Genomic DNA, 13,922 nt, shown 5'->3' on the forward strand with positions numbered 1-13,922 from the left:
CCACTCCCGATTCGCGTCACGTGTTATTCGGTTTCCAGATCGATGTCGATGCCGAGCGAACGGATCTCTTTGATCAGTACGTTGAAGGACTCGGGCATGCCCGGCTCCATACGGTGATCGCCGTCCACGATGTTCTTGTACATCTTGGTCCGGCCGTTCACGTCGTCCGACTTCACGGTCAGCATTTCCTGCAGGGTGTAGGCGGCACCGTAGGCTTCCAGTGCCCAGACCTCCATCTCCCCGAAGCGCTGACCACCGAACTGCGCCTTACCACCCAGCGGCTGCTGGGTCACCAGGCTGTAGGAACCAGTGGAACGCGCGTGCATCTTGTCGTCCACCAGGTGGTTCAGTTTCAGCATGTACATGTAGCCGACGGTGGTCGGACGCTCGAACTGGTTACCGGTGCGACCGTCGAACAGGCGCATCTGGCCGCTCTCCGGCAGATCGGCGAGCTTGAGCATCGCCTTGATCTCGCTTTCCTTGGCGCCGTCGAACACCGGGGTGGCCATCGGCACACCGCCGCGCAGGTTCTTCGCCAGGTTGAGGACTTCCTGATCGCTCAGTTCGTCCAGGCTCTCCTGACGCCCGCCGATCTCGTTGTAGATCTGCTGCATGAACTGGCGCAGCTCGGCGACCTTGCGCTGCTCTTCGAGCATGCGGTTGATCTTCTCGCCCAGCCCCTTGGCCGCGAGGCCCAGGTGGGTTTCGAGGATCTGCCCGACGTTCATCCGCGAAGGTACGCCCAGCGGGTTGAGGACGATGTCGACCGGGGTGCCGTTGGCATCGTGCGGCATGTCTTCGACCGGCATGATCACCGAGACCACACCCTTGTTACCGTGACGACCGGCCATCTTGTCGCCCGGCTGGATGCGGCGGCGGATGGCCAGGTAGACCTTGACGATCTTCAGCACGCCCGGCGCCAGATCGTCGCCCTGCTGCAGCTTGCGCTTCTTGTCCTCGAACTTGTCGTCGAGCAACTGGCGGCGGTCGGAGATGTAGGCCTGGGCCTTCTCCAACTGCTCGTTCAGCGCGTCGTCGCTCATGCGCAGCTTGAACCACTGGCCGCGCTCGAGGCCGTCGAGGAACTCGTCGGTGACCTCGCTGCCCTTCTTCAGGCCCGCGCCACCCTCGGCGATCTTGCCGACCAGGGCCGCGCGCAGACGCTCGAAGGTGGCGCCTTCGACGATGCGGAATTCCTCGTTGAGGTCCTTGCGGATCTCGTCCAGCTGCATCTTCTCGATGGCCAGGGCGCGGGAGTCGCGCTCGACGCCATCACGGGTGAACACCTGCACGTCGATCACCGTGCCCTTGGTGCCGGTCGGCACGCGCAGGGAGGTGTCCTTCACGTCGCTGGCCTTTTCACCGAAGATCGCCCGCAGCAGCTTCTCTTCCGGGGTCAGCTGGGTCTCGCCCTTCGGCGTGACCTTGCCGACCAGGATGTCGCCCGGGCCGACTTCGGCACCGACGTAGACGATGCCCGCCTCATCCAGCTTGTTCAGCGCCGCCTCACCGACGTTCGGGATATCCGCGGAGATTTCCTCCGGGCCGAGCTTGGTGTCGCGGGCCACACAGGTGAGTTCCTGGATGTGGATGGTGGTGAAGCGGTCTTCCTGGACCACGCGCTCCGACAGGAGGATGGAGTCCTCGAAGTTGTAGCCGTTCCACGGCATGAACGCGACGCGCATGTTCTGGCCCAGGGCCAGCTCACCCATGTCGGTGGACGGCCCGTCGGCGAGGATGTCGCTGCGCTCGACCTGATCGCCCTTGCTCACCAGCGGACGCTGGTTGATGCAGGTGTTCTGGTTGGAACGGGTGTACTTGGTCAGGTTGTAGATGTCGACACCGGCTTCACCGGTCTCGACTTCGTCGTCGTTGACCCGTACCACGATGCGGCTGGCGTCGACCGAGTCGATCACCCCGCCACGGCGCGCCACCACGCAGACCCCGGAGTCACGGGCGACGTTGCGCTCCATGCCGGTACCGACCAGCGGCTTGTCCGAGCGCAGGGTCGGCACGGCCTGACGCTGCATGTTCGAGCCCATGAGGGCGCGGTTGGCGTCGTCGTGCTCGAGGAACGGAATCAGCGAGGCCGCGACCGAGACCACCTGCTTCGGCGAGACGTCCATCAGGGTGACGTCTTCCGGCGCCTTGACGGTGAACTCGTTGAGGTGACGCACAGCCACCAGCTCATCGATCAGCTGGCCCTTCTCGTTCATCAGCGCCGAAGCCTGGGCGATTACGTGATCGGCCTCTTCGATAGCGGAGAGGAAGACGATCTCGTCGGTTACCAGGGTGTCCTTCACCACACGGTACGGGCTCTCGAGGAAACCGTACTGGTTGGTGCGAGCGTAGGCCGCCAGGGAGTTGATCAGACCGATGTTCGGACCTTCCGGCGTCTCGATCGGGCACACGCGGCCGTAGTGGGTCGGGTGTACGTCGCGCACTTCGAAGCCGGCGCGCTCGCGGGTCAGACCGCCTGGGCCGAGTGCGGAGACGCGGCGCTTGTGGGTGATTTCGGACAGCGGGTTGTTCTGGTCCATGAACTGCGAGAGCTGGCTGGAACCGAAGAACTCCTTCACCGCCGCCGCAACCGGCTTGGCGTTGATCAGGTCCTGTGGCATCAGGCCTTCGCTTTCGGCCATCGACAGGCGTTCCTTGACCGCCCGCTCGACACGCACCAGGCCCACACGGAACTGGTTCTCGGCCATCTCGCCGACGCAACGCACGCGGCGGTTACCCAGGTGGTCGATGTCGTCGACGATGCCCTTGCCGTTGCGGATGTCGACCAGGGTCTTGAGGACCTCGACGATATCTTCGCGGCTCAGTACGCCGGAACCCTCGATCTCGGTACGCCCGATGCGGCGGTTGAACTTCATCCGGCCCACGGCGGACAGGTCGTAACGCTCGGCGCTGAAGAACAGGTTGTTGAACAGCGTCTCGGCGGCGTCCTTGGTCGGCGGCTCGCCGGGACGCATCATGCGGTAGATCTCGACCAGCGCTTCCAGCTGGTTGGTGGTCGAATCGATCTTCAGGGTATCGGAGATGAACGGACCGCAATCGATATCGTTGGTGTACAGGGTCTCGATGCGCACGACCTGAGCCTTGGCGACCTTGACCAGCAGGTCCAGGGTCAGCTCGGTGTTGCACTCGGCGATGATCTCGCCGGTAGCCGGGTGCACGATGGCCTTGGCCGTGGTGCGGCCGATCAGGTAATCGAGCGGCACATCCAGCTCTTTGATGCCAGCCTTGTCCAGCTGGTTGATGTGGCGGGCGGTGATACGGCGACCCTGCTCGACGATGACCTTGCCGTTGCCATCGGTGATGTCGAGCACGGCGATCTCGCCACGCAGACGCTGCGGCACCAGTTCCAGGCTCAGGGCCTCGCCCTTAACGTGGAACACGTTGGTGTCGTAGAAGGCGTCCAGCATCTCTTCGGTGCTGTACCCCAGGGCGCGCAGCAGCACCGAGGCCGGCAGCTTGCGGCGACGGTCGATACGCACGAACACGGCGTCCTTCGGGTCGAACTCGAAGTCCAGCCAGGAACCGCGGTACGGGATGATCCGCGCGGAGTACAGCAGCTTGCCGGAGCTGTGGGTCTTGCCGCGGTCGTGATCGAAGAACACGCCCGGCGAGCGGTGCAGCTGGGAAACGATGACGCGCTCGGTACCGTTGATCACGAAGGTACCGTTCTCGGTCATCAGGGGGATTTCCCCCATGTAAACTTCTTGTTCCTTGATGTCCTTGATCGCTTTGTTCGACGATTCTTTGTCGAAAATGATCAGGCGCACCTTCACCCGCAGCGGTACGGCGAAAGTCACGCCGCGCAGCACGCATTCCTTCACGTCAAAGGCCGGCTCGCCCAGGCGATAACCGACATACTCCAGTGCAGCATTGCCGGAATAGCTGATAATCGGGAAAACGGACTTGAAGGCCGCATGCAGGCCGATGTCACGAAACTGGTCCTTGGTCGCTCCCGCCTGCAGGAATTCGCGATACGAATCCAGCTGGATGGCCAGGAGATAAGGCACATCCATGACATCCGGCAACTTGCTAAAGTCCTTGCGGATACGTTTTTTCTCAGTGTATGAGTAAGCCATCAGCGTTCCCCAGCTTGGTCACCTGCTTATTTGGCCTCTCCGACGGGAGCAGCCAGAAAATCTTGCAAACCCCAGGTTTGCGCCACCCTCGAGGGTGGGGGTCTCCGCCCCAGGCCGAGCATCGATTAGTCGACCTAGAACGGAAAAAGGCCGGTGGCAAAAGCCACCAGCCATCAGCCTTACGCGAGTCGCTTAGGCTGTAGACGCAAAGTCGTCGCTTACTTGAGCTCGACAGTGGCGCCAGCTTCTTCCAGTGCCTTCTTGGCAGCTTCGGCTTCTTCTTTCGAAGCGCCTTCCTTGACCACGCCCGGGGCGCCGTCAACCACTGCCTTGGCTTCTTTCAGGCCCAGGCCGGTCAGCTCGCGAACGGCCTTGATGACGTTCACTTTCTTCTCGCCAGCGGAAACCAGAACGATGTTGAACTCGGTCTGCTCTTCGACAGCAGCGGCAGCAGCGGCCGGGCCGGCAGCAACAGCGGCAGCGGCGGTTACGCCGAACTTCTCTTCCATTGCCTTGATCAGTTCAACAACCTGCATCACGGACATTTCGGATACGGCGTTGATGATGTCTTCGTTGGTCAGAGCCATGACTCTAATTCCTGTATTGGGGGACAGCCTTCGCGGCCATCAAATTAAACAAATAAGATTGAAAGGGGACTATGCGGCCTGGATCAGGCTGCAACGCCTTCTTTCTGGTCGCGAACAGCCGCCAAAGTACGAACGAACTTGCTGGTGGCGCCTTGCATCACGCTCATCAGCTGAGAAATCGCTTCGTTGTAAGTCGGCAGGGTTGCCAGTACGTCGATCTGATTGGCTGCGAGGAACTGACCCTCGAACGCAGCTGCCTTGATCTCGAACTTGTCCTGACCCTTGGAGAACTCCTTGAAGATACGGGCAGCAGCGCCCGGATGCTCGTTGGAGAACGCAATCAGGGTCGGGCCTTTGAACACGTCGTTGAGCACGTCGAACTGAGTGCCTTCAACGGCGCGGCGCAGCAGGGTGTTACGTACGACTTTCACGTACACACCAGATGCGCGGGCCTCTTTACGGAGTCCGGTCATAGCACCTACGGTCACGCCACGGGCATCGGCCACGACAGCGGACAGGGCAGCTTTGGCAGCCTCGTTGACTTCAGCGACGATGGCCTTCTTGTCTTCGAGTTTAATTGCCACGGGTTTACTCCTGGATGTTACCGTTTCGTCCAGCCGGAGCCGGACGGCGTTTTGGTGTCTGATTCGGTACGAATCGGGAGCACCATCTGCGTAGGCTGGGGGTTTAAGGCTCGCGCCACCTACGGTCTTGGACAGCCCCCGCCAGGCAGGGACCCCAATCTTTCAGGCCGGCGGAGCAACTCCGCCGGCCAGTTTCATTACACGTCCAGCGAAGCCTGGTCGATGACCAGACCCGGACCCATGGTGGTGCTCAGGGTCACGCGCTTGACGTAGATACCTTTGGAAGTCGACGGCTTCAGACGCTTGAGGTCGGCGATCAGCGCCTCGACGTTCTGCTTCAGCTTGTCGGCTTCGAAACCGACCTTGCCGACGGAGCCGTGGATGATGCCGTTCTTGTCGGTACGGAAACGCACCTGACCAGCCTTGGCATTCTTCACCGCGGTGGCGACGTCCGGGGTCACGGTACCGACCTTCGGGTTCGGCATCAGACCGCGCGGACCGAGCACCTGGCCCAGCTGACCGACAACGCGCATGGCGTCCGGGGAAGCGATGACCACGTCATAGTTCAGGTCGCCGCCTTTCATTTCGGCAGCCAGATCGTCCATGCCAACGCGATCGGCGCCAGCAGCCAGCGCAGCTTCAGCGCCCGGACCCTGGGTGAACACGGCAACGCGAACGCTCTTACCGGAGCCGTTCGGCAGTACGGTAGCGCCACGTACGACCTGGTCGGATTTACGCGGATCGACGCCGAGGTTTACTGCAACGTCCACCGACTCGGAGAACTTGACGGCCGACAGCTCGGCCAGCAGAGCGGCGGCCTCGACGAAGCTGTAAGCCTTGCCGGCTTCGACTTTTGCCGCGATTGCCTTTTGACGCTTAGTCAACTTAGCCATTACACACCCTCCACGTTCAGGCCCATGCTGCGAGCGGAACCGGCGATGGTACGCACGGCCGCATCCAGGTCAGCTGCAGTCAGATCAGCCTCTTTGGTCTTGGCGATCTCTTCCAGCTGGGCACGGGTCACGGTGCCGACCTTGACGGTGTTCGGACGCGCCGAACCGCTGGTCAGACCCGCCGCCTTCTTCAGCAGAACCGAAGCCGGGGTGCTTTTGGTTTCAAAGGTGAAGCTGCGGTCGCTGTAAACGGTGATGATCACCGGAGTCGGCAGACCAGGTTCCATGCCCTGGGTCTTGGCGTTGAACGCCTTGCAGAACTCCATGATGTTCACGCCGTGCTGACCCAGAGCCGGACCAACGGGCGGGCTCGGGTTGGCCTGCGCAGCCTTTACTTGCAGCTTGATATAAGCCGTTATCTTCTTAGCCATGAGCTACTCCAATTACGGGTTCTAGCGCCTTGCGGCTCCCCGGTGATTACATATTTATCCCAGTGACGACAAAACCCCGCAGTCCGAGACTGCGGGGTATGGGATGCTTGTGTCAGTTATGCCTTCTCGACCTGACTGAACTCCAACTCGACCGGCGTCGAACGACCGAAAATGGTCACCGCCACCTGGATCCGGCTCTTCTCATAATTGACTTCTTCGACGACGCCACTGAAATCAGCGAACGGACCATCGATTACACGAACCATCTCGCCCGGCTCGAACAGCGTCTTCGGCTTCGGCTTGTCACCACTGTCGGCGACACGACGCAGAATGGCCTCGGCCTCCTTGTCGGTAATGGGTGCCGGCTTGTCGGCCGTGCCGCCGATGAAGCCCATGACGCGCGGAGTATCCTTGACCAAATGCCAGGTACCCTCGTTCATGTCCATCTGCACCAGCACGTAGCCGGGGAAGAACTTGCGCTCGCTCTTGCGCTTCTGGCCATTGCGCATCTCTACCACTTCTTCGGTAGGAACCAGAATCTCGCCAAAGCCATCTTCCATGCCGGCGAGCTTGACACGCTCGATCAGCGAGCGCATCACATGCTTCTCGTAACCCGAGTAAGCATGCACGACGTACCAACGCTTAGCCACGGGACACCCTTAACCTACGATCAACGAAACGAGCCAGCCCAGCAACGAGTCAAGACCCCACAACACCAGCGCCATCACGAGGACGACAGCCACCACGATCAGCGTGGTTTGCGTGGTTTCCTGGCGGGTCGGCCAGACGACTTTGCGAATTTCGACGCGTGCTTCCTTGGCCAGCCCGGTAAAGGCCTGCCCCTTGCCGGTTTGCAGCGCGACAGCGCCCGCAACCACAGCCAGAGCCAGCAACACCAGGACACGGTACAGAATCGGCTCGGCGGAGAAGTACTGATTACCGACCACACCCACGACGACCAGAGCGACTACAACCAGCCACTTGAGCAGATCGAAGCGCGAGTCTTTGGCCTCAGCCTTATCAATCATTTACGAGGATCCTGTGAAAGACACGCCACATTCGCTGGGAATATGGCAGGTCAGGAGGGAATCGAACCCCCAACCTGCGGTTTTGGAGACCGCCGCTCTGCCAATTGAGCTACTGACCTAGAGAAAAATCAGGCCGACCATTATGCCGGCCTGATAGGGACAGATCAACCGATTACTCGACGATCTTGGCAACCACGCCGGCACCAACGGTACGGCCGCCTTCGCGAATCGCGAAACGCAGGCCGTCTTCCATGGCGATCGGCTTGATCAGGGTGACAACCATCTTCACGTTGTCGCCCGGCATTACCATCTCGACGCCTTCCGGCAGCTCGCAAGAACCGGTCACGTCGGTGGTCCGGAAGTAGAACTGCGGACGGTAGCCCTTGAAGAACGGGGTATGACGACCACCTTCTTCCTTGGACAGCACGTACACCTCGGCTTCGAACTTGGTGTGCGGCTTGATGGTGCCCGGCTTGGCCAGAACCTGACCACGCTCTACGTCGTCACGCTTGGTGCCGCGCAGCAGGACGCCACAGTTCTCACCGGCACGACCTTCGTCGAGCAGCTTGCGGAACATCTCGACACCGGTGCAGGTGGTCTTGGTGGTGTCACGCAGACCGACGATCTCGATTTCTTCCTGGATCTTGACGATGCCGCGCTCGACACGACCGGTTACCACGGTACCGCGGCCGGAGATGGAGAACACGTCTTCGATGGGCATCAGGAACGGCTTGTCGATGGCACGAACCGGCTCAGGGATGTAGGTATCCAGAGTCTCGACCAGCTTCTTGACCGCAGTGGTGCCCAGCTCGTTGTCGTCTTCGCCGTTCAGCGCCATCAGCGCGGAGCCGATGATGATCGGCGTGTCGTCGCCCGGGAAGTCATAGGTGGACAGCAGGTCGCGAACTTCCATCTCGACCAGTTCCAGCAGCTCGGCGTCGTCGACCATGTCGGCCTTGTTCAGGAACACGACGATGTACGGAACACCTACCTGACGGGACAGCAGGATGTGCTCGCGAGTCTGCGGCATCGGGCCGTCGGCAGCGGAGCAGACCAGGATAGCGCCGTCCATCTGCGCAGCACCGGTGATCATGTTCTTCACGTAGTCAGCGTGACCCGGGCAGTCAACGTGCGCGTAGTGACGAATGGTGGAGTCGTACTCTACGTGCGCGGTGTTGATGGTGATACCACGAGCCTTCTCTTCCGGGGCGCTGTCGATCTTGTCGAAATCGACGCGAGCGGAACCGAAAACCTCGGAGCAGACGCGAGTCAGAGCAGCAGTCAGAGTGGTTTTACCGTGGTCAACGTGACCGATGGTGCCGACGTTGACGTGCGGCTTATTACGTTCAAATTTCTCTTTAGCCATTTTGACCGCCTCCCAAGGAAGAATTGAGCAAGTCACACTGCCCATTAAAACAAAGGCAGATACTTTCATATCTGCCTTTATTAAATGGAGCTCATGAGCGGATTTGAACCGCTGACCTCACCCTTACCAAGGGTGTGCTCTACCAACTGAGCTACATGAGCGAAACACTTTACAGCCACCGAAGACTTGGAGCGGGTAGCGGGAATCGAACCCGCATCATCAGCTTGGAAGGCTGAGGTTCTACCACTGAACTATACCCGCGGAGCCTTCAGCTCACGCTAAATCTGGTGGAGGGAGAAGGATTCGAACCTTCGAAGTCGATGACGTCAGATTTACAGTCTGATCCCTTTGGCCACTCGGGAATCCCTCCAAAAGGAGGCGGCATTCTCTTTTCATGCCACCCTGCTGTCAAGCATTTTCTCATTTAAAAACCTGAGCTTAGCTACATCGACAGCAACTTCACAGTTCCATCGCTGGTACCACCCTGTGAAGCGGGCGCCATTCTAGTCAATCCTTGCCGACCTTGCAACGCCTTCGCACGGCATTATTTGATGTTTTAAGCCTTTGAAGTCAAAAGCTAATCGCTGCAGCAAGGACTCCTCCGCCAGGCGCCGGCTCCCCGGTGCAATCCGTACCCAGTAGCTGCGGTGAGCCCTGGATAGCTCCTTGAGCAAGGGCTCGTAGCCAGCCCCCTTCAGCCGCTGAACGACACTCTCCGCCGAGTCGCTTCGCGGGAAGATCCCAAGCGATATGCCGTTCGCCAGATCACCCTCGGCAATGATGTAGCTGTCGATCTTGCGGGCCTGTAGCTCCTTGAGCTGCCGCAGAGATGCCTGGCGCGACGCGAGCGGAGGCAGGTACACCCAGTAGTCGACACCCGCCGCGGCATCGACGGCCTCTATGCTGGAACGGATGTCCAGACTAATCAGCCGCTGCTCCAGGACCGCTGCCGCCGATTTCTCCTCGAAGCTCCCCAGGAACAGGCAAACCGCCTCCTCAGCCGGCTCCTGGACGACAGGTGGATCCCGCGGCACCTGGCCCCCGACTCGCTCAGCAGCCGAATATCCCCCTGCCCCCCCCGCATCAGCGCCAGCGGCGCCACCTCTTTCGCCCGCATGGGCGCTGGACATGCTGCTGGTGCCACACGTAGTAGAACAGATTCAAGACCAGCAGCAGTAGAAACATCCAGCGCATGCGCCACCTCAACTCAGCGGACAGGCAATGGCCAGACCGACAAACACCAGGTCCGGCGCGACCCGGGCAGCGGGCACCAGCCCCGCCACCGTGCCCGCATCACCGCCGGTAAGAAAGACCTGGAACGACGCCCCCCAGTACTCCCGGGCCAGCTCCAGCTGGGTGTGCACGAAGCCCTGCAGCATCAACGAACAGCCGCGCTCGACCGCTTCCGCCGTCGAGCGCCCGGGCATGAGGCTATGACGGGCCTGCTCCGCGGTGGCGTCATCGTAGCGAATGCGTCGAGTATGGGTGCGCAGCTGGTTGCGCATCAGCGGTACGCCCGGGCAGATGAAACCGCCCAGGTGCTGACCGTCGCCCGCGACGAAGTCGGATGTCACGGCCGTGCCAAGATCGAGCACCAGACAGGCACACCGCGCCTGATGGAACGCCCCGACCAAGGCCAGCCAGCGGTCCAACCCAAGGCGCTGATACTCCTCGTATCCGTTGCGCACCCCCGCCAACTCCGCGGCCGGGCGCGCCCAGACACACTCGATGGCGAACGCCTCCCCCAGTTGCGCCGTCAGGCGAGTCGTTTCCTCGTCCGTACGCACACTCACCAGACGGCAGGCATCGAGCCCCTGCACCTTTCGGCGAACGGCCTCGATCAGCTCCAGGTCGGAGCCCACCACACCACCACAGGCAACCCCAGCCCTATCTCGGGAGATCACTCGCCACTTGATAAAACTGTTGCCACAATCGAGCTCAAGAATCATTGCACAACCTCAAACTGAGCTCGCCGCCACTGAACAGCCGCTCGACTCCATCCACCAGCAGACGCAGAGCACCAGTCGAATCCACGCCCCGTACCACGCCCTCGATCTGCTGAGTGCCGGCAGTGAGCACCACCCTGCGTCCCTGCCAGAGGTGATTGCCCTGCCACTCTTCGAGCAACTTGGCGAAACCCTCCTGCCGAAGCCGCCCCAGATAGGCCGACAGCTGTTCATTGAGCAGCCCGACCAGCTCGTTACGATCGACCCCACAGCCGAGCTCGGCACGCATCGAGGTCCACGGCTGATCAATGCTGAGCGATTCTGCAGGCAGCATATTGACGTTAACTCCTATGCCTATGACCACATGACAGACGTCCGCGGGGTCACCGGATAGCTCAAGCAGAATGCCGGCAATCTTCCGCCCATTCACCAGCAGGTCATTAGGCCACTTCAACCCGGCCTGTTCCACGCCCAACGCGCGGATGGCCCGCAGCAGAGCCAAACCCACCACCAGACTAAGCCCTTCCAGCTGGCGCACGCCTCCCTCTACCCGCAACACCAGGCTGTAATAGAGGTTTTCCGCGAACGGACTCACCCAGGCGCGCCCTCGCCGCCCGCGCCCCGAGGTCTGGCGCTCGGCCAACACGACGAACGGCGGCTGCCGCTGACTCGAGAGCTGGCGCAACGCCTCGGAGTTGGTCGAGTCGACCGAAGGCAATACGGTGATCGGCCAGGCATGATCCGGCCCACTGGCCGCAAGCTGACCTTCGTCCAGCAGCCTGAGCGGGCTCGCCAGGCGATAGCCGCGCCCGCGCACCTTGTGGACAGGCAGTCCGAGCTCGGCCTCCAGGGCGCGCAGCTGCTTCCACACTGCGGCACGACTGACCCCCAACGCGACTCCAAGCGCCTCACCAGAATGAAAGCGCCCATCTTGAAGAAGCCTTAACAATGGCAGCATGCCGCCTCCTCCCCGCAATAAGGCACGCATGATAACGACGCCTCCGAGCGCTGCCTACAAGACCGGACCGGCTTTTTCCAGCGCACAAAGGCAAACCCCCGGCCCGCTTGCGCGGGTCGGGGGTTTGGGATAGGTGCTTGACGATGACCTACTCTCACATGGGGAAACCCCACACTACCATCGGCGATGCATCGTTTCACTACTGAGTTCGGGATGGGATCAGGTGGTTCCAACGCTCTATGGTCGTCAAGCAATTCAGCTGGGGAGTCGCGGTTGAGGCGCTTCCCCGAATTGGGTATGTGATATGCGGTATTGCGTGTTCTGGCAAATTTTCGGTTTGTTGTCGACTTCAGCCATCGAGCACACAAACAACAAATTGTTTGGGTGTTATATGGTCAAGCCTCACGGGCAATTAGTATGGGTTAGCTCAACGCCTCACAGCGCTTACACACCCCACCTATCAACGTCGTAGTCTTCGACGGCCCTTTAGGGAACTCAAGGTTCCAGTGAGATCTCATCTTGAGGCAAGTTTCCCGCTTAGATGCTTTCAGCGGTTATCTCTCCCGAACATAGCTACCCGGCAATGCCACTGGCGTGACAACCGGAACACCAGAGGTTCGTCCACTCCGGTCCTCTCGTACTAGGAGCAGCCCCTCTCAAATCTCAAACGTCCACGGCAGATAGGGACCGAACTGTCTCACGACGTTCTAAACCCAGCTCGCGTACCACTTTAAATGGCGAACAGCCATACCCTTGGGACCGGCTTCAGCCCCAGGATGTGATGAGCCGACATCGAGGTGCCAAACACCGCCGTCGATATGAACTCTTGGGCGGTATCAGCCTGTTATCCCCGGAGTACCTTTTATCCGTTGAGCGATGGCCCTTCCATACAGAACCACCGGATCACTAAGACCTACTTTCGTACCTGCTCGACGTGTCTGTCTCGCAGTCAAGCGCGCTTTTGCCTTTATACTCTACGACCGATTTCCGACCGGTCTGAGCGCACCTTCGTACTCCTCCGTTACTCTTTAGGAGGAGACCGCCCCAGTCAAACTACCCACCATACACTGTCCTCGATCCGGATAACGGACCAGAGTTAGAACCTCAAGGTTGCCAGGGTGGTATTTCAAGGATGGCTCCACGCGAACTGGCGTCCACGCTTCAAAGCCTCCCACCTATCCTACACAAGCAAGCTCAAAGTCCAGTGCAAAGCTATAGTAAAGGTTCACGGGGTCTTTCCGTCTAGCCGCGGATACACTGCATCTTCACAGCGATTTCAATTTCACTGAGTCTCGGGTGGAGACAGCGCCGCCATCGTTACGCCATTCGTGCAGGTCGGAACTTACCCGACAAGGAATTTCGCTACCTTAGGACCGTTATAGTTACGGCCGCCGTTTACCGGGGCTTCGATCAAGAGCTTCGCGTTAGCTAACCCCATCAATTAACCTTCCGGCACCGGGCAGGCGTCACACCCTATACGTCCACTTTCGTGTTTGCAGAGTGCTGTGTTTTTAATAAACAGTCGCAGCGGCCTGGTATCTTCGACCGGCATGAGCTTACGGGGTAAACCCTTCACCCTCACCGGCGCACCTTCTCCCGAAGTTACGGTGCCATTTTGCCTAGTTCCTTCACCCGAGTTCTCTCAAGCGCCTTGGTATTCTCTACCTAACCACCTGTGTCGGTTTGGGGTACGGTTCCTAGTTACCTGAAGCTTAGAAGCTTTTCCTGGAAGCATGGCATCAACCACTTCGTCGTCTAAAAGACAACTCGTCATCAGCTCTCGGCATTAAGCGCCCGGATTTACCTAAGCACTCTGCCTACCACCTTAAACACGGACAACCAACGCCGTGCTGGCCTAGCCTTCTCCGTCCCTCCATCGCAGTAACTAGAAGTACGGGAATATTAACCCGTTTCCCATCGACTACGCATTTCTGCCTCGCCTTAGGGGCCGACTCACCCTGCGTCGATTAACGTTGCGCAGGAAACCTTGGTCTTTCGGCGTGCGAGTTTTTCACTCGCATTGTCGTTACTC

The 13,922-nt window shown here is 60.1% G+C and carries 11 protein-coding genes, 4 tRNA genes and 2 rRNA genes (1 of these 17 only partly in view); all 17 read right to left on the reverse strand.

Annotated features, from left to right (window positions below; all coding sequences use genetic code 11):
- Positions 1 to 23: 23 nt before the first annotated feature.
- Positions 24 to 4,097 carry a DNA-directed RNA polymerase subunit beta gene (gene rpoB / locus I0D00_RS19795; RefSeq protein ID WP_213641503.1) on the reverse strand — a complete coding sequence of 1,358 codons (4,074 nt, stop codon included), beginning with the start codon at positions 4,095 to 4,097 and terminating at the stop codon, positions 24 to 26.
- Positions 4,098 to 4,315: 218 nt separating this feature from the next.
- Positions 4,316 to 4,684: a 50S ribosomal protein L7/L12 gene (rplL, locus tag I0D00_RS19800; RefSeq protein WP_213641504.1), complete on the reverse strand. Its 369-nt coding sequence runs from the start codon at positions 4,682 to 4,684 to the stop codon at positions 4,316 to 4,318.
- Between the two features lie 83 nt (positions 4,685 to 4,767).
- On the reverse strand, positions 4,768 to 5,268 hold the full coding sequence (gene rplJ, locus I0D00_RS19805; protein ID WP_213641505.1) for a 50S ribosomal protein L10: 501 nt from the start codon (positions 5,266 to 5,268) through the stop codon (positions 4,768 to 4,770).
- A gap of 197 nt (positions 5,269 to 5,465) precedes the next feature.
- Positions 5,466 to 6,161, reverse strand: coding sequence for a 50S ribosomal protein L1 (rplA, locus tag I0D00_RS19810; RefSeq protein WP_213641506.1), 696 nt, complete (start codon positions 6,159 to 6,161; stop codon positions 5,466 to 5,468).
- Positions 6,161 to 6,592 carry a 50S ribosomal protein L11 gene (rplK, locus tag I0D00_RS19815; RefSeq protein WP_213641507.1) on the reverse strand — a complete coding sequence of 144 codons (432 nt, stop codon included), beginning with the start codon at positions 6,590 to 6,592 and terminating at the stop codon, positions 6,161 to 6,163. The genes rplA and rplK overlap by 1 nt, the downstream gene beginning before the upstream one ends.
- Before the next feature lie 116 nt (positions 6,593 to 6,708).
- Positions 6,709 to 7,242 carry a transcription termination/antitermination protein NusG gene (gene nusG / locus I0D00_RS19820; RefSeq protein ID WP_213641508.1) on the reverse strand — a complete coding sequence of 178 codons (534 nt, stop codon included), beginning with the start codon at positions 7,240 to 7,242 and terminating at the stop codon, positions 6,709 to 6,711.
- Between the two features lie 9 nt (positions 7,243 to 7,251).
- On the reverse strand, positions 7,252 to 7,620 hold the full coding sequence (secE, locus tag I0D00_RS19825; RefSeq protein WP_213641509.1) for a preprotein translocase subunit SecE: 369 nt from the start codon (positions 7,618 to 7,620) through the stop codon (positions 7,252 to 7,254).
- Positions 7,621 to 7,663: 43 nt separating this feature from the next.
- Positions 7,664 to 7,739, reverse strand: a tRNA-Trp gene (locus I0D00_RS19830).
- Between the two features lie 53 nt (positions 7,740 to 7,792).
- Positions 7,793 to 8,986 (reverse strand): elongation factor Tu, encoded by a 1,194-nt coding sequence (gene tuf / locus I0D00_RS19835; RefSeq protein ID WP_213641499.1) that lies wholly within the window; start codon positions 8,984 to 8,986, stop codon positions 7,793 to 7,795.
- 85 nt (positions 8,987 to 9,071) lie between these two features.
- Positions 9,072 to 9,147 (reverse strand) — tRNA-Thr (locus I0D00_RS19840).
- Between the two features lie 26 nt (positions 9,148 to 9,173).
- Positions 9,174 to 9,247: transfer RNA gene (locus tag I0D00_RS19845), tRNA-Gly, on the reverse strand.
- Positions 9,248 to 9,271: 24 nt separating this feature from the next.
- Positions 9,272 to 9,356: transfer RNA gene (locus I0D00_RS19850), tRNA-Tyr, on the reverse strand.
- Between the two features lie 133 nt (positions 9,357 to 9,489).
- Positions 9,490 to 10,020 carry an SPOR domain-containing protein gene (locus I0D00_RS19855; RefSeq protein ID WP_338050454.1) on the reverse strand — a complete coding sequence of 177 codons (531 nt, stop codon included), beginning with the start codon at positions 10,018 to 10,020 and terminating at the stop codon, positions 9,490 to 9,492.
- 168 nt (positions 10,021 to 10,188) lie between these two features.
- A complete protein-coding gene (locus tag I0D00_RS19860; protein ID WP_213641510.1) occupies positions 10,189 to 10,935 on the reverse strand; it encodes a pantothenate kinase in 747 nt (248 codons plus the stop codon).
- On the reverse strand, positions 10,925 to 11,890 hold the full coding sequence (gene birA / locus I0D00_RS19865) for a bifunctional biotin--[acetyl-CoA-carboxylase] ligase/biotin operon repressor BirA (RefSeq protein WP_213641511.1): 966 nt from the start codon (positions 11,888 to 11,890) through the stop codon (positions 10,925 to 10,927). The genes I0D00_RS19860 and birA overlap by 11 nt, the downstream gene beginning before the upstream one ends.
- A 135-nt stretch (positions 11,891 to 12,025) precedes the next feature.
- Positions 12,026 to 12,141: ribosomal RNA gene (rrf, locus tag I0D00_RS19870) — 5S ribosomal RNA — on the reverse strand.
- 140 nt (positions 12,142 to 12,281) lie between these two features.
- A 23S ribosomal RNA gene (locus I0D00_RS19875) occupies positions 12,282 to 13,922 on the reverse strand (it continues 1,250 nt past the right edge of the window).

The sequence above is a fragment of the Pseudomonas lalucatii genome (assembly GCF_018398425.1).
Taxonomy (GTDB): Bacteria; Pseudomonadota; Gammaproteobacteria; order Pseudomonadales; family Pseudomonadaceae; genus Aquipseudomonas; species Aquipseudomonas lalucatii.

Excerpts from the sequence above, each read along its gene's own strand:
- rplA (WP_213641506.1), bottom strand. The coding sequence starts at position 6,161 with ATGGCTAAGTTGACTAAGCGTCAAAAGGCAATCGCGGCAAAAGTCGAA.
- rpoB (WP_213641503.1), bottom strand. The coding sequence starts at position 4,097 with ATGGCTTACTCATACACTGAGAAAAAACGTATCCGCAAGGACTTTAGC.
- tuf (WP_213641499.1), bottom strand. The coding sequence starts at position 8,986 with ATGGCTAAAGAGAAATTTGAACGTAATAAGCCGCACGTCAACGTCGGC.
- birA (WP_213641511.1), bottom strand. The coding sequence starts at position 11,890 with ATGCTGCCATTGTTAAGGCTTCTTCAAGATGGGCGCTTTCATTCTGGT.
- I0D00_RS19860 (WP_213641510.1), bottom strand. The coding sequence starts at position 10,935 with ATGATTCTTGAGCTCGATTGTGGCAACAGTTTTATCAAGTGGCGAGTG.
- rplK (WP_213641507.1), bottom strand. The coding sequence starts at position 6,592 with ATGGCTAAGAAGATAACGGCTTATATCAAGCTGCAAGTAAAGGCTGCG.
- secE (WP_213641509.1), bottom strand. The coding sequence starts at position 7,620 with ATGATTGATAAGGCTGAGGCCAAAGACTCGCGCTTCGATCTGCTCAAG.
- rplL (WP_213641504.1), bottom strand. The coding sequence starts at position 4,684 with ATGGCTCTGACCAACGAAGACATCATCAACGCCGTATCCGAAATGTCC.